Raw genomic sequence first — 17429 nt, 5'->3', positions numbered from 1 at the left:
ACACCCGAAAAGGAGAGCGCCGGGGATCACGAGGAGACGGGCGGCAGCGGAGGCAGCCGCTCGGCGTTCACCGAGCGCGCCGCGCGCTCCAGCGCGCTGGCGAGGAGCGCCAGGTCGGTCGGCCCGTTGCCCAGCTCGCGGACCGGACGCCGGGTCGGCGGATCGCCCATCCGCTCCCACTCCAGCGGCACCACCGTCGGACGCAGGGTCGCCGTGCGCGGGATGCGCCCCGTCACCCGGCCGCCCTGGAACGGGGTGACCCGCCCGTCCGGATGCCCCAGCCGCCCGCGCCCCGGCGCCGGTTCGTCCGGCGACGGCGGCAGCACCGGCGGGTCCAGCACGATCCGCAGCCGGGCACCCCGCGCCAGCTCGGTGTCCTCGGTGCGGTCCGGGCGCCCCGAGGACGCCACCAGGTGCACCCCGAGCCGCTCGCCGTCCCGGGCCACCGCCTCCAGGGCCCGCACCACCGACCCCGCGGCCGGCCGCCCCGGGCTGCCGAGCGCCGGGGCGACCAGGGCGTCGAAGTCGTCGGCGAGCACCACGAGCCGGGGCAGCGGCGACGGACCGGGGTCGACCGCCCGCGCGGTCGCCCGCAGCCGCAGCGTGCCCGTGGTCGAGGAGGCGGCGTCGGGGTCTCCGCGCTGCTCCGAGGGGCTCGGCGGGCGCTGGCCGACGAGCCGCTGCGCGACCTCGTGCCGGGTGTGCCACTCGGCGAAGTCCAGCCCGCCGAGGAGTTCGGCGCGGCGCTTCAGCTCACCGCCGAGCGCCCGCGCGAACTCCCGCATCCGGACCGGGTCGGAGGCCGACAGGTACGAGAAGACGTGCGGCAGCTCGGTGCAGGGGCGCAAGCCCTCGCCGGGCTCGCCGTTCTCCCCGCCCGCCCCGGCGCCGTCCACCAGCAGGATGCCGAGCCGGTCGGGACGGGCGGCCGAGGCGAGCGAGGCGGCGATCGCCCGCAGCAGTTCGGTACGCCCGCTGCCCGCCGGGCCCTCGACGAGCAGGTGCGGCCCCTCGTCGGCGAGATCCACGCTCACCGGCCCCCGGGGCCCGGCCCCCAGCACCACCACCGGCCGCCCGGCCATCCCGCCGGCTCCTTCGCCGCCCGCGGCCGGTGCGGCGGACGCCGGATACGGGGTGCGCTCTGAGCCGGTACGCGGCGCGGGCGCCGGGTACGGCGTGTCGCCCGTACCCCGCGCCGTGGCGCCGGGGTAGGGGGTACGGCCGGAGTCGGTCCGGGCGTCGGGGGTGCCGGGGGTGCCGGGGTAGGGCGTGCGGCCGGAGTCCGTGCGGGAGGGGTAGGGCGTGCGGTCCGAGTCGGTACGGGCGTCCGCGGCACCCGGGTACGGCGTGCGCCCGGAGTCCGTGCGGGACGGGTACGGGGTGCGGGCCGAGTCGGGTGATTCGGTGCGCTGGCCGCCGACCAGCGGGCCGGTGCGGAGCGGGCCGGTGCTGAGGGTGCGGCCGGGGCCCGGGGTGTCCTGGGGGTCGCCGAGCCGCCCCGACGACGGGGTGGGGGTCGGCCGGGCCGAGGCGCCGGGCTGGCGTTCGGCGGTCGACGCCCAGCGGGCCATCAGCGAGGCCGGGGTGGCCCGGGCCAGGCCCAGCTCGTCGAGGAGCCGGGAGGTGGGCGGCAGCGCGGCGGTCTTCGCGAGCTCAGCCGCCCCTGCCGGGCCCTCGTCCCGCAGCGGGGCCAGCGCCCGGCCGAAGCGTTCCGCCCAGGCGGGCGACACCGCGTCCACGGTCGCCACCGTGCCGTGCCCCGCGACCTGGCCGCCCGCCGTGCGCAGCAGCCGGAGCGCGGTCGCGACGTCCCCGCTCAGCAGGGCGACCGCCCCGCACTCGCGGAAGGCGAGGGAGGCGTGGCAGGCGGCCTCGTAGGTCGCGGCGACCGGGGAGGTCGGCGAGGCCGGCGGGGTCTCCGCCAGGCAGACCAGATGGATTCCGGCCGCCGCCCCGGCGCCCGCCAGCCGCGCTGTGGTCTCCCGCAGCGCGGCCGTCCCGGGGTCGCCGTCGACGACCACCACGGTGTACGGGCCGGTCCACGCCGCCGCGGCCTCGGCCACCGCCTCGCGCCCGGCGTGCGGCCAGCCGGGGCCGAGCGGGCCCTCGTCCAGGCGGCGGACCAGCTCGTCCGTACGGGCCGCCGCCTGCTCCCGGTCGTACGCGAGGAGCAGCCGGCAGTCCTGGCCGCGCATCGGCCGCAGATGCGGCAGCCACCCCAGCCAGGACCAGGCGCCGCGCCGCTCGTCCGCGGTGCGGTTGCGGTCCGTGCTGATGAGCACGATCTCCAGGTCGGTGGGGGAGTGCAGGGCGGCGAGCTGGGCGACCACCGAGCGGGCCAGCCCGGTGAGGCGGTCCCACGGCCCGGCCAGCCCGAGCGAACCGGCCTCGCGCAGCCCGACCGTCACCGGCACCGAGGGCAGCTCGGCCCGGTCGGTCGTGCCGAGCCGGACGGCCAGCGCCTCCGGATGGCCGGGGTCCCGCTCCCAGAGCCGGGGTCCCGGGCCGAGCGCGGTCAGCAGGACCGCCGCCGGGTCCGGCCACGTGCCGGCCGGGGCGGAGGGGGCGAGGAACCCGGTGTGCCCCGGGGCGGACCGGGGGGCGTCCGAGGCGTCCGCGGCCTCGTGGTCGGCGCGCCCGCCGGCCAGCCTGCGGGCCCAGGCCCCTATGCCGCCGCGGCGGGGCTGCTCGGCGCCGGGCCGGGAGGACGCGTCCGGCCGGGGGGCGGGGCCGGGGGTCTCCTGGCGGTAGGGCGAGTCGTGGCCGGAGGGCCGGGTCTCCTCCGCGTACGCACCGTGCCCGTGGGCCGGGTCCGGGCCGCCGTTCCCGGGCGTACCGGGCTCCGGCCGGGCCACCCGCAGATGGCCCTCGCCGTCGGGGGCGGTGACCAGCGCCGGAGGGCGAGGACCGGTGGCGAGGCGGAGGGTGGACTCGCCGAGCCGCAGCAGGGCGCCCGCCGACAGCGGGACCGGCCGGGTGCCGATCTCGGCGCCGTCCAGCGAGGTGCCGTTGGTGGAGCCGAGGTCGGCCACGGTGACCCGGCCGTCGCCGGAGACGGTGACCGCGCAGTGCAGCCGGGAGACGTCGGGGTCGTCGAGCGGCACGTCCGCGTCGGCGGAGCGGCCGACGCGGATCTGCCCGCCGTGCAGCAGGTGGACACCGCCCGCGTCGGGGCCGGCGACCACGTGCAGCCGGGCCGGGACGGAGTCGTCGGTGGACGGTTCGTCCTCACCGGGGCAGTGGAGGGAGAGCACCGCGCCGTCGACCAGCGGCGGCTCGCCCAGGGAGAGGCGCTGGGCGTCCAGCCGCTCCCGCCCGGCGAAGAGGATCACCGCGCCACCGCCCAGGGACCCCTCGGGGCCCTGGACCGCCGAGGCGAGGGCCGAGGCGACGGCGGCGAGCGCGGTGCCCGCCGGGGCCGTGAGCAGGACGTCGCACGCGCGCGCCGGTGCGTGGCCGGTGCGCGGCGCGAGGACAGTCAGCCGGATCTGCATCGCCGTCAGCGGTCCCTTCTGCGGGTTGCCCGGCAGGGGACCTCCCTGTGATGCCCCCCACCCGGCGCGGACGCGTCGTCCGGTACGGGTCGTCACGTACCGCAGGGCTCCCGCTCCCGCAGTTCCGTGCTGGAGGCATCCTCGCACCTGCCACTGGCAACACGCCCACGGGTCAGCCATAAGTGATCTTGATTGGTCGGGTGTGGGCGCAAAAGCGCCTGCTTGGGCCGGGTTCTGACACTCCGCTTACCGGAGGGAGGAAAACCGAACTCACCGGAGGGCGGGAGCGGGGCTCGCCCGGGGATAAGCGGTGCTCGCCCGAGAGGGGAGGACGGGCTTACCGGGGTGGGGGAGCGGGCAGGGGTACGCGCACACGGAGGGCAACCGGTCCTCTCCCGCGGGCGTCCTCCCCGGTACAGGAGGTGCGACGGTTCCGGCAGCCGCCGGAGCCCATCGGGAAATGGCCGGAAACCGACAGGTCACGGCGCGAACACAGCCCGTTCGCGACCCGTCGGCGGCCGGTTCGGCACCATTACAGTGGGCCGGAACATCCGGGGCGGCCCGGCGGTCCCGGTAGCGCGGGCCCTCACCTTCCACCATCACCACGACCAGCAGGGAGCGCATGACGTGCGGCCCGTAGGCAGCAATTATCACGCTGCTAGCGCTGTACTACAGAGCGTTTGACCTGCTCGGCTCTGAGCCTGTTTTGCGAAGTTATCTGCCCCATGATGTGACGCGATTCCGCCTTGGGCGTGGGAGTTGCGCAGGTGGATAGTTGTCGAGTCGTAACAAGCAGAACGGCCCCGGATTCCTCCCGGGGCCGTTCTGTGCGTGCGGCTCCATCATCTGGATGGACGGACCTCGTGCGAGCGACCGCCGCAGCGCAACCCGATCGAGCGATCGGGGGGCGAGGGTGTGGGTGGGATACCCACGCAATTCAAGATCAACCATTTTAGGGTTGACCATAAAGACATTCGATCTTGATGCGGCGACCGTGGGCAGGTGCACCACCAGCCGCTGCCCGACGACCGCGTCCTCGCGCGCCGTCGAGCCGTCGGCGACCGGATACGAGCTGCGCGGCTGCACGCTGGCCTCACACAGGAAGCGGTGAGCCTCCGCGCGGGCATCGGGCTCGACTCGTATAACCGCATCGAGAAGGGGCACGCGTCCCCGCGGCTCGACAGCCTGATTCGCATTGCCGACGCCATCGGCGTGCCGCTCGCCGAGGTGGTCCGCGACGTCGCGTGATGACCCGACTCAGCGTCGTCCCGGTGGCGGCATTTCGTCGAGCTGCCGGTGGAGGATGCTCGGGGCGGCCCGCCGGCCGGTGCACTCGGGGTCGGTGACCTGGTGGGCGTACGAGTCCGGCCGGGCGCCGGAGGCGGAGTGCCCCTCGGCGACGACGATGGCCTCGCCGAGGATGGCCCGGTCGCAGTAGACGCAGATCATCGTGCTGCCCTCCATGCCCGGCCGAGCCGCACCGACGTGGGGCAGGCGGCCGAGGCCCGGCAGGTGGCGCACGTCGCGGTGTGCGACAGCCACCGGCGGTACGCAACCTCCCCGGCGGTGAGCGGCGTCTCCGTGGTCGTCACCCGGTTACCTCCGAGGTCTCGGGCAGAACCCGGTACAGCACACGCACGCCTCGCTGCTCGGCGCACTCAGCGTGCGCGAACACGCTGAGGCCCGCCCCGGACGACGCGACGTGCATGCGCACGCACACGTCAGCCCCGGGCTCCGGGCAGTACGTACATTCTCGATGACTCATCCGCGCACCCCTGTGTGATCGTGCGGTCAGGTCACACAAGGGTGAGGGGCACTGCGCGGAACCAGGGGCGCACATTGCGCCCCCTCGTGGTGGCTGTTACGCGGCGAGGAGACCGAGCTGCACCGCCAGGGCGGACGCACGGCGCCGGCGGGCCGGGCTCTTCGCCTGGGTCTCTTCGAGGACGATCCGGCGCGCGTACCCGTTGTACCGGATGGTTTCCGGGGCGGCCTCGTGCGCCTGCGCCAGCGTGGCAAGCGCAACGTCGGGCTGCCCGTCGAGCTGGTAGCCGCGCGCCTGCTCGATCCGATGCCGGGCCCGTCGCGGCCTCGACGGAATCGTGGTCGCGTCGGCTGCTGCGGCCTGCCTCACCGACTCACCACCCGCGTGCAGCTCGACCGCTACGGTTACCGCGTGCGCGCCCATGATGGCCTGGCCGAAGCTGGTCACCGGGTGGAAGTAGTCGCCGGGCAGCCTGCGGGCTGTCTGCCGCGCTTCGTCCCAGTGCCGCCACGCCGTGCCCGTCTCGCCCCGGCGAGCCGCCGTGTACGCCGCTTCGAACTGGAGCGCCCCGGTGATCGCCTGGACCGGCTCGGCGCCATCGAGGAGGAGCGGCTTCAGGTAGCGGAGCGCCTCGCCGACGACGTGCTCGGCCGCATCGTAGTGGGCACGGTCGCGGTGCGCCTGCGCGGCCAGCCAGGCGGCGACGCCGATGGCGTGCCCGTCCTCGGACTGCTGGGCGGCGATCATCCCGCGCTCGGAAACCCGCCACACCAGAGCCGGATCCGGCTGGTACGAGAGGAAGAACTGCGCGAGCGCGTACACCTCGGCGAGCACCGCCTGCGCCGCACGCCAGGCCGCGCCGGTGTCCGCCTGCCGCACAGCCGCCTGCGCGTCCCGGATCAACTCAGGGAGGAGCGCACCGACGGTGTCACGGTGGAGAGGCGACGTGTGCCGGGCTGCCCACGCACGGGCGAGACGGGCGGAGAGGTGCGCGGCCGTCTGTGCCGCCTCGGTCCCGCCCACGGGGAAGGCGTCGATCGCGGCGCGCACCGCGGGAAGCCGGGGGTGTCCCGGCCCAGTGAAGAGCGGCATCGGTGTGGTCTCTCCGGTCAGGTCGGACAGGGCCTGGACCCGGAGAACCTCCGCCAGCCGGAGGATGACCTCCAGGCGCGGCACGCCGCGGCGCCCGGTCTCGATCCCCTTCACCCAGGAAGCGGACCGGCCCATCAGCCCGCCCAGCTGCTCGCGGGTCACGCCCCGACGGGTGCGAAGGATTTGGAGCCGCTGACCGAAAGCGATCGGGTCTGTGTGCGGGTCCGGGGTAGCATCGAATGACATGGCCTTGCCCCTCTCTGAACAGCTCGTCACTGCCAGGGTATGGGGCAAGGTCCTTTCCGTGTGCCCGACTTGCGACGTCTGCCAGCCGGATCGGGTCCTGGTTCTGGTGAGGCGTGACGCCGGGCTCCGCCGGTCGTTGGTGAGGCGTGACCGCACCCCACGACGACCGGATCGCCGAGCTGGAAGCCGCTCTCCGAGACGCTGTGCGCTGGCTGGCCTTCGCCGCTGGCCACGCTGCCGCCGCCGATCCGGCGCAAGCGGCGGAGCTGATGGCCGTCACCGAGACGCTGAAAGCAACCCTCGCCCGCACATGACGAAACGCCCCCGCCCGGCGCGAGGCCAGGACGGGGGCGGTGTGGTGGTCAGTGCCAGGGTGTGAGGTCGAGGTCGACGGGGGGGTCGGGTGCCGGGCCGGCCGGGGTGTCCGGGCCGACGCGGCGTGCCCAGCCCCAGAGGTCGAGGTAGGCCCGGGTCAGCAGGCGTCGCTGCACCCGCTCCTCCTGGACCTCCTTGTCGAGTCGGTCGGTGATCGCGGCGAAGTCGGAGCGCCGGTTCGTCGCCCGGCTCTGCGTCCAGCCGAGGAGCCCGACGATCAGCGCCACCCCGGCGGCGGCGAGCCCGCTGAAGTCCATGTCAGCGCCACCTCTTTCGTATCGCTCTCGGCAGCGGGTCGTCCATGCCCGACACCACGACCACCGCGAGCGCGATGGCCACCCAGATTGATGCTGAGCCGGACGCGGTTGGCGCCCGTGGGACGGCGAGGACGAAGCCCGCCGCCCAGAGCCCGGCGACGGCTGCGAGCGCCGCGTACCCGGCGGCTTGGACGCGCGGGCAGTTCGTCACCAGCCCGGCTCCGATGGCGACTGTCCCGGCCGTGACCCACAGCCACCCGAGAACGGGCATGGGCACCCACCGGGTGATCTCTGCGAGCAGGTCGCTCGTGCCCGCGCGCGGGCTGGCCAGGATGCCCAGTGCCCCGTACCCGGCCCACCCGGCGCCAAGGACAACCAGGACGGCGCGGCGCCGGGACACCGTGCCGCGCGGCGCCGCGCCGAGCATCAGACGCCTCGGGCGAGGGAGGCCGAGTTCCGCACGTCGCGGAGTCGGGCGGCCAGGCCCTTGAGGACCGCAAACCCGGCGGCGGCCCCGGCGGTCGCGGCGTTCTGCCACATGGACAGGTCGAACGGCGCGGTGACGACCAGGGCGCCGACGAACGCCTCCAGCCCGGTGGACACGACGCGCTCGCCGAGGTCGCGGGCGTAGGTCCCGGCGGTCTTCAGGACGGTCTCGGTGCTGGGCAGCGGGAACGGGGTCTCGGCCATGGTCAGGCCTCCAGCTTCTTGGTGAGCGCGGTCAGGGTCTTGTCGATGCGGCGGACTCGGGTGACGAGGTCGCTGAAGACGCTCCGCCCGGACCAGTAGTGCTTGTCCGACTTCTTGTCCGCGCTGTAGTCGGCGGCGTCCGCCGGGGCGTCGAAGGTGTCCTTCGCGAGCAGCCGGTCGACCACGAGGTCGGCCAGCTGCGCCATGTCGGCAGGGGTCATCTCGTCCTCCTCGGACGTGGTGTTGGTGGGTGCAGGGGCGCCAGTGGCGCGGGCGACGATGCCCGGGAACACGGCCGTCTTGAACTGGGCGATGCGGGCCTTGCCGGGGCACGCGGTGCCCGAGGTCGACCACTGCGGGAACATCGAGTGGTAGCCGAACCCCGGGTCGTCGTGGGTGCGGCAGATCCGCAGAGGGATGCCGTGCGTCGCGTGCAGCCACACACCGAGGTCGATCAGCTCCTCGATCTGGGCGGCGGTCCACGGGTCGGTGCCCTCGGTGTTCGACGCGGTCTCCGCCGACACGGCCCCGGTCCCGTCGGCCCGCCGGTTCGCGCCAGCGTTCGCGTCGGCCCGGGTCTGCGTGCCGATGAACTGGCCGACGTCCCCCTCCTCGTAGCCGATGCCGAAGTGGGACTCCAGGTTGGTGCTGTCACGCCAGTACTCGAAGACGCGCTTCGCGGTCCACGGGGCGATGATCGAGTGGACGATGAACTGCGTCGGCCGGATCGCGGGCTGGGCGTCCGACTCGGGTTGCAGCTCGTACTTCGTGGCTCCCGGATACCAGGCCACGGGGTCCTCCAGACGTAGAGACGCCCCGGCCGGACGGCGCGGGGCGGGCGGGGGTTCGTGGTGTCAGGAGGCCTTCACGGTCTCGACCTCGTGGAGGACCGGCGTCCGTGCGTCCCGGGTCCAGAAGATGTTGGTCTGGAGGTCGACGCCGGCCGGGAGCAGGGCGCGCACGGCGTCCTTCAAGACGGCGACCTTGGAGTGCAGCTCGTCGTCGGTCCACGCCTCGATCTGGTCGGGGCGGACGGTGTAGGCGACCTGTATGTCCGCGTCGAGGCTGGAGACCTGGAGGCGCAGGACGTCGTTGGCCGACGGGTACTCGGGCGGGGGTATCGGCATGAGCCCTCCTGGGCATGAAGGAGCCCCGGGCCGGGCGGCGCGGGGCGAGAGGGGTGTGGGTCAGGTCAGGGCGACGGATCCGGAGAAGTCGGCGGCCGGGCCCATGTCCTCGAAGTGCAGGTACGCGGGCGAGGTCACGGTCGCCGCGATGAGGACGTTCCCCGCGCCGGACGCGCGCTGGATCGTCCCGACGACGGCCGTGGTGATGTTGGCCGCGGTCGAGTTGGCGAAGATGCCGGACAGTTCCATGCCATAGTTGCTCTGCCCCGGGGACGCGATCCGCCACGAGTCGTAGAGGATCGACCCGCCAAGGGCGCCCTTGCGCACCCGGACCTGCGCTTCGGTCGTCGCCGCGCTGAGCTGGATCAACCCCTTCACGGTGACCCGGTAGGCGCGGCCGGCCTTGAAGACCAGGGACGGCGTGGTCACCCAGACGGTCTCCGTGGTGTTGATGCCACCGGACGGGGTGTCGTTGTTGATCGCGGTGAAGTTCAACGTGAACGGGGCGCGCGCGTTCTCGACGCTGGCGATGATCCGCTCTCCGGCGAACCTGGTGTCCGGCATCGGGCGGCCTCCTCAGAGTGCGTAGTAGCTGGGGTCGGCGAGGCGGACGTCGGTGCCGACCGTCTGCGCCTTGACGATGCCGTTGACGGAGCGGACGACGGTCCAGCTCTGGGGGCTGGCGGTGCCGGTGATCCCGGTGACCGTGACCCGCTCGCCGCCGACGACCGCGTCGAACGGGAAGCTGCCCGGGTGGCTGGCCGTGGTGACCCACCGGGTGCCGTCCGTGTACGCCACGGACAGGGCCGTCGCGGTCGCGGTGGCCGCCGTGGCGAGCTGCGACCCGCCGGTGTCGTACCGGCCGCGTACCGCGTCGTCGTACACGCCGACGGTCCACACCCGCCCCGGGCCGCCGTTGTAGGTGACGTCCCACGTGGTCTGGTCGAGGACTTCAGTCGACCCGCGGACCATCAGGAGCGCGGGCTCCGGCGGCAACCAGGCGGGGAGGTTGTCGATGCGCAGGAGGTCGCCGAGCTCCAGGTCGAGCACGGCCGGGATGAGCGCGATGGCGGTGTGCAGCTGCACGTGGATGGACGGGTAGCGTGCCTCGTCGGCGGTGCCGAGGTGGGCGAGCCACCCGGCGATCTGCGGGGCCTGGTCGTCGCTGCCCAGCGACAGGGTGACCGCGTCGTCGTACACGCCCACCCCGCCCTGTTCCGGGGGCAGGGTCGACAGAGGCCCGGACGTGATCTCGACCCGGCCGGAGGAGCCGCCGTCGCGGGTCACGGTGACGTCGTTGCGCAGCTTCTGGTCGTCCTCGTCCGGCTCCAGCGGCGGGGCGACCTCCCCGGCGCCGGCGTAGTTGAGGACCAGGCCGGGCGTCTGGTTGTAGAGCGAGGTCCGGTCCCGGTAGTGGAGGCCGAGCCGATCGCGCCGCTCCAGCAGCAGACCGCCGTCCGTGGCCGCGCAGTCCTCCAGGAGGACGAGGAGTTCGGCCGGCCGCTGCGGGCCCATGGCCTCGGAGTTGACGGTGGTGTCACCGTCCGTCCACGTCAGGGGCAGCAGCGGCTCCTCCTGGGCGAGGCGCCCCATCCGGTTGATGGCGGACTCCCCGTCGTAGGCGGTGAGCGCCCCGTTGAACGCGGTGGTCGTCGAGGCGGAGAACACCGAGATGTGCCCGATGGCCATGCCGTCGAGCGCCGCTGCGTACCCGCCGGCGGGGCTGCCCACGGTGCGGACGCGGCCGATGGTCCCGGCGTAGCTGTTGCCGTAGTGGCCGGGCGCCCCGCCGAGGTCGGTCCAGTAGATGTCGATGTCGACGTTGCTGCCGTTCTGCTGGAGCTGGACGGAGACGGTGTTCCACCGGTTGTACAGGTCGGTCCCGGTGCTGACGTTGTAGGTCAGGACGTCAGTGCCGCTGGCGTCCCGGCCGAGGATGCGGGACCCGGTGGCCGACTGCTGGACGTACCACTCGGCGATCGTGCCGCCGGAGCACGCGATCCGCATGAACGTGTACATGGGCGTGTTGGGGGTGTCGAGGCGGTACAGCCACTGCACCCGCCACCCGGTCGGCGATCCGGTCGGTGCGGGCACGGCCCCGGTCATCTGCGCCAGGTCCCCGCTGCCCGCAGCCAGGACGGGCAGCGCGTCCGAAGAGGCGAGCGTGGAGTTGCTGGCCCATGTCGCCCGGGTGAGCTGGAGTGGCGTCACGCCGACGACCGGGCTGGACGCGGCCGTGGCGAACTCGCCTTCCTCCATGGGCCAGTACGCCAGCAGCGACGCGGCCCGGGGGATACTGCGGCGCAGCGTCGAGGCGAGCGGCTTCCGCCCCTGGCCGAGGCGTCGCAGGATGCCGGCCGCCTCGACCGACACCCAGACGTCCTTGCCGCTGACGTCCCACCGGACCGGCCACGCGCTGATCTCTCCGAAGAACCGGTAGTTCCGGTTGGAGACTGCGGTCCCCGTGAGGGTCCAGGCCCGGGTGGCGGGGTCCGAGAACGATGTCGTCCCCGGGGCCAGGGCCCGGAAATCCGGGCTGGCGACGACGGTGCCGCCGATCCCGGCCCGGAGCTCGGCGCGGTACACCTGCCCCTCCAGCGGGAGCATGCTGGTGGCGGGGTCGGGCATGATCGTGCGGAGCGGCGCCGAGCTGTTGAAGAGGGTCAGAGGCGATCCGCCGGAGAACGACGCAATGGACGTCCAGGGGCCCGCCAGGGACGGCGCCCAGTAGAACGCGGCGGTGAGCCCGCCCACCCCGTTGTTGACGTCCAGGGTGGCGCGCAGGGCGGCCCTTCGCGGCAGCGGAGGCAGCGCGGCCTGCGCGCCGAGGGTCGTGATCCCGTCGGCGGAGAAGCTCAGCCGGATCAAGCCGTTCGTGATGAGGAACGCCCACGACCGCTGGTTGCCGGTGGCGTCCCACTTGCTGAGGATGACCTGCGGGCGGATCGCGGTCCAGTCGGCGGTGAGCTCCGCGCGGACGTCGAGGTCGCCGGTCAGGTCGAGGGCGGTGGCGTCCGGGGTCGAGGCGTAGACGGAGTTTGTCCCGTCGAGCGGGAGGTACGACTCGGTCTGCGGGACGGATACCCGGACCGGGGTGTTGCGGCCGATGAGCCCGTAGTACGGCGACAGCGGGTTCTTCGGGCTGTACTTCCCGCCCCGGTTGTTCAGCACGAGGCTGCACTTCGACGGGTCCACGGTGGTGCCCTCGTCGGGCACACCGCGGGTGATGGTGATCGGGGCCCGGGTGTAGGTGTCGGCGGAGACGTCCGTCCAGGTGGTGCCGATCCGGAACTCCGTCCGCACGTCCAGCGGTGTCTGGGGAAAGGCCATGACGTCGTCTCCCTACTGCCCGAAGGCGATCTGCACGTTGCCGCGTCCGTCCTTGCGGACGATGGAGCGGATCAGCTTCTTGACCTCTTCGGGCCCGGACAGTTCGAGGCGCACGACGGTGGTTCCGCCGCCGGTCATGATCGGGGCGGTGCCGCCCATGGCCCGGCCGGCGCCCATCACGGCGGCCTGCGACGGCGGTTGAACGAGCGTCGACATCTTGGCGCTGAGCACCCCCTCGGAGTCCTCGATGCCGTCGACGATGCCCGGCGGGATCCACCGGCCTACGACGTCAGCCATGACGCGCGACGGTGAGTGGATGCCGAGGGCCTTGGCGATCGGCCCGGGGATGATGCTCTTCGCAAAGCCGGTGAGTTGTCCGGCGAGCCAGCCGCCCATGGACTGGATGCCGTGCCAGAGGCCGGTGACGACGGCCTGGCCCTTGGAGTAGAGCAGCGTCCCGAGGCCCATGATCGCCCGGTTGATCCGGCCAGGCAGGCCCGCCATGAAGGACACGAGCCCGAGGGCGATCGCCGTCGCCCCGGACTTGATGCGGGTCCAGTGCCGCAGGAAGATCCCGACGAGGGACCACTTGATGAAGAAGTTCAGGATGGCCGTGCCGACGGACACGAGCTTGGACCACACCCAGTTCCAGGCGGCCATCGTCCACGCCTTGATGCGGTCCCAGTTCGCGTAGATCAGAAGCGCGAGGCCGATGACCGCGGCGATGATCCAGCCGATGGGGCCCATGGCGATCAGCCACTGTGCGGCCATGACCGCCGCCCAGACGACAGCGCGGCCGGCCATCATCAGGAACTGGGCGGCTGCGGTGACACCGGCCCGGACCACTGCGGCGATCCACGTGCCGATGGACACGAGCGCGGAGCCGACCCAGGCGCCCGCGGTGGTGGTCGCCGAGATGACGGCGGCGCCCGCGATCCTCGCGTAGGTCATCAGGCCGAGCGCCATCATCCGGGTCCAGTTCCCGATGACGCCCCAGCACGACGCGGTGATGATGGCGTGCGCCCCGGACACCACGGTGGAGACCGCCGAGTAGGCGATCATCCCCGCCTTCACGGTGACGACGAGCGCGGCCAGCGCGGCGAAGCCGAGCATCAACGGCTTCAGCGTGGCCTTGTGCTCCGAGGCGAAGTTCAGCACCACGACCGCCGCCTGGCCGAGCTCCACCATGATGCTGCGCTTGAACGCCTCCAGCTGCTTCTTCGCGGTGCCGCCCATGGTCTCGGTGAGCCGGTCCGCGGCGCCCTCGGCCTTGCCCATCCCGGCCGCTGCTGCGGCGGTCGCCGGGTCCATGGCGTACAGGGCGTCGCCCATGATGTTCGCCGGATCGCCGAACAGGGCGGCGGCAGCGTTGAGGCGGACCTGCTGGTCGGCCGTCCCCCGCAGGGCGTCGAGCGTCATGCTCAGCGCCTTCTCGGCCTGGTCCCCGCCGGCGCCCATCATCTTCGCGACGTTCTTCGAGGACAGGCCGATGGACTTGTACGCGGCGTCGACGGCCGCGCCGCCGGCGGTGGCCCGCTCGCCGAACTGGCCGATGGCGTCGGACACCTGGTCGGCGTCGCGGGCGCCCTTGCTGACGGCCTGGTTGATCAGGCCGATGGACGTCTCGCCGTCGAGGCCGACGCGCTTCCACTGGACGCTGTACTCGTTGAGGGATTCGAGGAGGTCGCCGCTCTTGTCGGCTGCCGTACCGAGGCCGACCGCGATGATGTCGAGGGCTTCGTCGGCGTTGTCCGCCAGGCCGGTCCGCACCATCTGGCCGGCCGCAGCGGTGGCGATCGTGAGGTCCTGGTCGAACGCCTCGGCCAGCGCCATGACCTTGGTGGTGACGCCCTCCAACCCGCCCTCGGCCTGGCTCGTGTCGCCGATGTTCTGGTAGACGCCCTTCACCGCGAGGTTGACCTCGTCGATGGACTCGCCCCAGGCGTGCGCGTACACGGACGCTGCGGCGTCACCGGCCGCCTGCGCCTCGGCGGGCCCGAGGCCGAGCTGGGCGGTGAGCTTCGCCTCGGCGGACTGGAGGTCGAGGGCTTCGACGAGGGACGCGCCGAGGGTCGCGGCGAACCCGGCGCCGATGGTGGCCGCCGCGGTGTTGAACCGCTCGCCCATCTTGCCGACCGTCTCGGACGCCCGGTCCCTGGCGACCAGGTTGAACACCAGCGACGTGTCAGCCACGGGACCACCTCACCTGTTCAGTTGTTGGCCGCCTCGTCGACGGCCTGCTTGTACGAGTCGAGCCAGGCCAGGAGCGCGTCCGTCTCCTCGACGGTGAGCTCGTCCCAGTCGCGGGGGTGGATGCCCAGCAGGTGGGCAGCGTTGCCGAGCTGACTCAGTCGGCGATCGGCAGCTGGGCTTTTCCCTCGGTCTCCGTGTCGTCGAACGCCGTCTCGATCGCAGCGTCGATCGTGACCAGGGCCGCGGCGAGCTGGTCGCCGTGCTGGGTGGAGACGACGTCCTCGCGGATGCGCTCCCACTCCTGCCGGGAGTACTCCAGCTTCAGCTCGTCCCACGCGAAGTCGACGTCCTCGAACCGCACCTTGGCGTGGTCGCGGCGGAGGAACGTGAACAGCAGCGCGCGGCGGCACAGGCTGTTGCCCTGGAGGACGGCCGCGGTGAAGTCGGAGAAGTTCCGCCCGGTCCGCCGCTCGATGTCCTCGCGCTCCACGGACATGAGCTTCTTCGGGTTGTACCGCCAGCGGGTCGGCTCCACCTCGCCCTCGCGGTGCAGGATCAGGAACACGGGTCCTCCTATCCGGCCCGTGCCGCGAGGCGGCGGGCCATGTCCTCCATCGCCTCGTGCACCGCGGCCCGGTAGGCGGCGGCGTCGTTGGTGAAGGAGTCGTCGAACCAGCCCGGCTTTCCAGGCTGGGTACGCCACGGTTCGTGGCCGTAGGTGAGCGTGCGCCACCCGCCGTTGCGGCGGTTGATCCTTTTCGGGGCGTTCGGGAAGCGGCGGACGCCGGGCGTCTTGAACGCCTTCACGCGGGCGCCGGACCACCGGCCTCCGAGCTTGACCTCGGGGCGGATCTTCTTCGCGATCTGCGAGCGGAGCGACGGGCCAGTGCCGAGACCTGCCGAGGCCATGCCCATGATCTGCGACTTCGCGGCGGCGGCGCCCGGCTTCAGGGCCTCGCGCATGTTCTTCGCCAGCTCCTTGCGGAGCTCCTTGCCGTCCGCCTGCCGCCGGATCTCGCGCACCAGCGCGTCCAGGCCCTCGTGCGTGCAGCGCAGCTCGAACGGCGGGCCGCTGCTGGGCATCAGGCGGTCGCGCGGGTCACGGCCCCCGAGGTCGGGTAGCTGACCGAGACGGACGCCTCGTCGCCGACGCTGCCCTCGATCGGGTTCCACCCCTTGATGAGGCAGTTGCCGGACCACTGCGGGTTGTTCGTGCTCACCGCGGCGGAGTCGAGCCGGACCGCGAACGGCACCACGGTGCCCAGCAGCGGCCACATGATCGAGTCCAGCTTGGTGGCGGCCACGTCCTGGAGCAGCTCCAGCGCGAGCTCACCGGACTTGAGCCCGCCGAGGACTTCCTTCCACCCGAGCGACGCGTAGGTGGTGACGTCCTTGTCCTCGACCTCCACTGTCACCTCCGCCTTGCGGGCGTAGGCGGAGAGGTCGTTACCGCCGACGCTGACGTAGGCCGCCAGCAGAACCATCTTGGCCATGGGGGATCACCTGATTCCGAGAGAGGCGCAGAGCATGAAGGAAGGCGTCGTCCCGGTGATGGTCCAGGCGAGCCGGTAGTACGTGTCGGTGACGGCGGTGCCGTCACCCCGGAGGATCTGCCCGCCGGGCGCAGTGGCCGCGGCGAACGTAAGGCGGGTAGTCGGGCTGGTGAACCCGGCGTCGGCAGCCGACTCGACCCGGGCCGTGATGGACGGGGTGGTGCCAGCCGCCGAGAGAACGTGGAGCGCGGCGTACAGGCGGCGTCCAGCGGTGATCGCGCCAAGCTGCACCCCGGTGCCCACGCCGGTCGCGGTGCGGGCCAGGCCGGGCGGGTGGGCGATCTGCCCGCGCACCAGCGGCCAGCTGCTCTTGACCGTGCCGGACCACGGGGCGATCTCGCCGACCGCGTCGCCGACCTTGTAGTCCGCGCGCATCCCGGCGGTGACGTAGGCCAGGGCGCCCACCACGGAGTCGGTCGGGCAGACCGTGTACGGGCCGACGCCGCCGAGCGTGGACCAGGACGCGTTGTCGACGAGGGACGGATCTCCCGCCTCCCACAGTCCCTCGGCCGCGATCTCCGCCGAGCCGAGCCCGGCCATCACCTCCTTCCAGCCGCCGGAGCGGTAGTTGGTGGCGTCCTTCTCTTCCAGCTCCGAGGACAACTCGATCTTGTTGGAGGCGCCGGACAGGTCCGCGCCCGGCGCGAACAACCTGGTGTCGAGCAGGATGAACTTCCCCACGGCGGCTACCCCTCTCCGATGATCTTGATGATGAACTCGGCGCCCACGTACTGGGTGCCCGCGTGCTCGTACCAGCGGTAGCCCTGGATGCGGGTCACGTGCAGGTCGTGGGCGAGGCCCCCGAGGGCGTACCCGCCGGGCGCCCCACGCGCCGCCTCGATCGCGGCCTTGAGGGACGTGGGCCCGGACCCGGCGAGCAGCCTGTCCAGGACGTCCTGTGCGGACCGGTCATCGGCGCGGCCGACCAGCACACGGCACGTCAGTTCCACTTCGTCGAGGCCCCGGTTCATCGCCCGGTCGAAGTCGACGGAGTACTCGCCGCAGAAGAAGTGCGGGGCGACAACCGCGTCCGGCACGTAACCGGTTGCGGTGAGTTTGCCGACTCCCTCCGGCAGAACCACGGCCCGCGCGGCGTCAGCGATGGCGCTACGAATCGCTGACGGCTGCACGCCGGCCTCCCTTCCGGGTTGGAGCCGGAGAGGGCTCGGTGATCTGCTCGGCTACGCCGGCCGCGACGAGGTGCGCGGCAGCTGCGGTAGGGAGATCGGCCTCTTCGCCCTTCGCGGGCCAGGGTTCGCCGTCGCGGGTGCCGACCATGTCGATGGTCATGCGGATTCGCATGGTGT

Annotated in this window: 19 protein-coding genes; 2 read left to right on the top strand and 17 right to left on the bottom strand. The window is 72.8% G+C overall.

Features of this window, described 5'->3' with window-relative positions:
* Positions 1-26 precede the first annotated feature (26 nt).
* Positions 27-3494 carry an FHA domain-containing protein gene (locus tag ACFWEE_RS16470; protein WP_386889704.1) on the bottom strand — a complete coding sequence of 1156 codons (3468 nt, stop codon included), beginning with the start codon at positions 3492-3494 and terminating at the stop codon, positions 27-29.
* 1002 nt (positions 3495-4496) lie between these two features.
* Here ACFWEE_RS16470 and ACFWEE_RS16465 point away from each other — a divergent pair.
* Complete coding sequence (locus tag ACFWEE_RS16465; RefSeq protein WP_386889702.1) at positions 4497-4742, top strand: helix-turn-helix domain-containing protein; 246 nt, start codon at positions 4497-4499, stop codon at positions 4740-4742.
* A 9-nt stretch (positions 4743-4751) separates the two neighbouring features.
* Here ACFWEE_RS16465 and ACFWEE_RS16460 read toward each other — a convergent pair whose 3' ends face one another.
* Entirely contained in the window at positions 4752-5036 is a 285-nt protein-coding gene (locus tag ACFWEE_RS16460) for a hypothetical protein (protein WP_386889700.1), read from the bottom strand.
* Between the two features lie 319 nt (positions 5037-5355).
* Complete coding sequence (locus ACFWEE_RS16455; RefSeq protein ID WP_386889699.1) at positions 5356-6597, bottom strand: helix-turn-helix domain-containing protein; 1242 nt, start codon at positions 6595-6597, stop codon at positions 5356-5358.
* A gap of 146 nt (positions 6598-6743) precedes the next feature.
* Here ACFWEE_RS16455 and ACFWEE_RS16450 point away from each other — a divergent pair, with 146 nt between their 5' ends.
* Positions 6744-6911 carry a hypothetical protein gene (locus ACFWEE_RS16450; protein ID WP_386889697.1) on the top strand — a complete coding sequence of 56 codons (168 nt, stop codon included), beginning with the start codon at positions 6744-6746 and terminating at the stop codon, positions 6909-6911.
* Positions 6912-6959: 48 nt separating this feature from the next.
* Here the strand turns inward: ACFWEE_RS16450 and ACFWEE_RS16445 are convergent, their stop codons facing one another.
* The 14 genes from ACFWEE_RS16445 to ACFWEE_RS16380 form a co-directional block, all read right to left on the bottom strand.
* Entirely contained in the window at positions 6960-7229 is a 270-nt protein-coding gene (locus ACFWEE_RS16445) for a hypothetical protein (RefSeq protein ID WP_386889695.1), read from the bottom strand.
* Between the two features lies 1 nt (position 7230).
* Entirely contained in the window at positions 7231-7656 is a 426-nt protein-coding gene (locus ACFWEE_RS16440; RefSeq protein WP_386889693.1) for a hypothetical protein, read from the bottom strand.
* Positions 7656-7919 carry a hypothetical protein gene (locus ACFWEE_RS16435; RefSeq protein WP_386889692.1) on the bottom strand — a complete coding sequence of 88 codons (264 nt, stop codon included), beginning with the start codon at positions 7917-7919 and terminating at the stop codon, positions 7656-7658. The genes ACFWEE_RS16440 and ACFWEE_RS16435 overlap by 1 nt, the downstream gene beginning before the upstream one ends.
* Positions 7920-7921: 2 nt before the next feature.
* The gene (locus ACFWEE_RS16430; RefSeq protein ID WP_386889690.1) at positions 7922-8710 is read right to left on the bottom strand and encodes an N-acetylmuramoyl-L-alanine amidase; all 789 of its coding nucleotides are present in this window, start codon (positions 8708-8710) and stop codon (positions 7922-7924) included.
* Between the two features lie 63 nt (positions 8711-8773).
* A complete protein-coding gene (locus ACFWEE_RS16425; protein WP_386889689.1) occupies positions 8774-9046 on the bottom strand; it encodes a hypothetical protein in 273 nt (90 codons plus the stop codon).
* 60 nt (positions 9047-9106) lie between these two features.
* Positions 9107-9610 carry a hypothetical protein gene (locus ACFWEE_RS16420; protein ID WP_386889687.1) on the bottom strand — a complete coding sequence of 168 codons (504 nt, stop codon included), beginning with the start codon at positions 9608-9610 and terminating at the stop codon, positions 9107-9109.
* 12 nt (positions 9611-9622) lie between these two features.
* The gene (locus ACFWEE_RS16415; protein WP_386889685.1) at positions 9623-12376 is read right to left on the bottom strand and encodes a hypothetical protein; all 2754 of its coding nucleotides are present in this window, start codon (positions 12374-12376) and stop codon (positions 9623-9625) included.
* 12 nt (positions 12377-12388) lie between these two features.
* Positions 12389-14569, bottom strand: a complete 2181-nt coding sequence (locus ACFWEE_RS16410; RefSeq protein ID WP_386889684.1) for a phage tail tape measure protein — start codon at positions 14567-14569, stop codon at positions 12389-12391.
* A 154-nt stretch (positions 14570-14723) separates the two neighbouring features.
* Complete coding sequence (locus ACFWEE_RS16405) at positions 14724-15134, bottom strand: hypothetical protein (RefSeq protein ID WP_386889683.1); 411 nt, start codon at positions 15132-15134, stop codon at positions 14724-14726.
* Between the two features lie 8 nt (positions 15135-15142).
* Positions 15143-15652 carry a hypothetical protein gene (locus tag ACFWEE_RS16400; protein WP_386889682.1) on the bottom strand — a complete coding sequence of 170 codons (510 nt, stop codon included), beginning with the start codon at positions 15650-15652 and terminating at the stop codon, positions 15143-15145.
* On the bottom strand, positions 15652-16062 hold the full coding sequence (locus tag ACFWEE_RS16395; RefSeq protein ID WP_386889680.1) for a hypothetical protein: 411 nt from the start codon (positions 16060-16062) through the stop codon (positions 15652-15654). The genes ACFWEE_RS16400 and ACFWEE_RS16395 overlap by 1 nt, the downstream gene beginning before the upstream one ends.
* A 6-nt stretch (positions 16063-16068) precedes the next feature.
* Positions 16069-16803, bottom strand: coding sequence for a hypothetical protein (locus ACFWEE_RS16390; RefSeq protein ID WP_386889678.1), 735 nt, complete (start codon positions 16801-16803; stop codon positions 16069-16071).
* 5 nt (positions 16804-16808) lie between these two features.
* Positions 16809-17252, bottom strand: coding sequence for a hypothetical protein (locus ACFWEE_RS16385; RefSeq protein ID WP_386889676.1), 444 nt, complete (start codon positions 17250-17252; stop codon positions 16809-16811).
* A complete protein-coding gene (locus ACFWEE_RS16380) occupies positions 17230-17412 on the bottom strand; it encodes a hypothetical protein (protein ID WP_386889675.1) in 183 nt (60 codons plus the stop codon). Before ACFWEE_RS16380 ends, ACFWEE_RS16385 begins: the two co-directional genes overlap by 23 nt.
* Positions 17413-17429 lie beyond the last annotated feature (17 nt).

It is taken from the genome of Streptomyces sp. NPDC060184 (genome assembly GCF_042728795.1).
Classification (GTDB): domain Bacteria; phylum Actinomycetota; class Actinomycetes; order Streptomycetales; family Streptomycetaceae; genus Streptomyces.
Note: the sequence above shows the minus strand (reverse complement) of the source record. Positions and strands in the feature narration are given on the sequence as shown.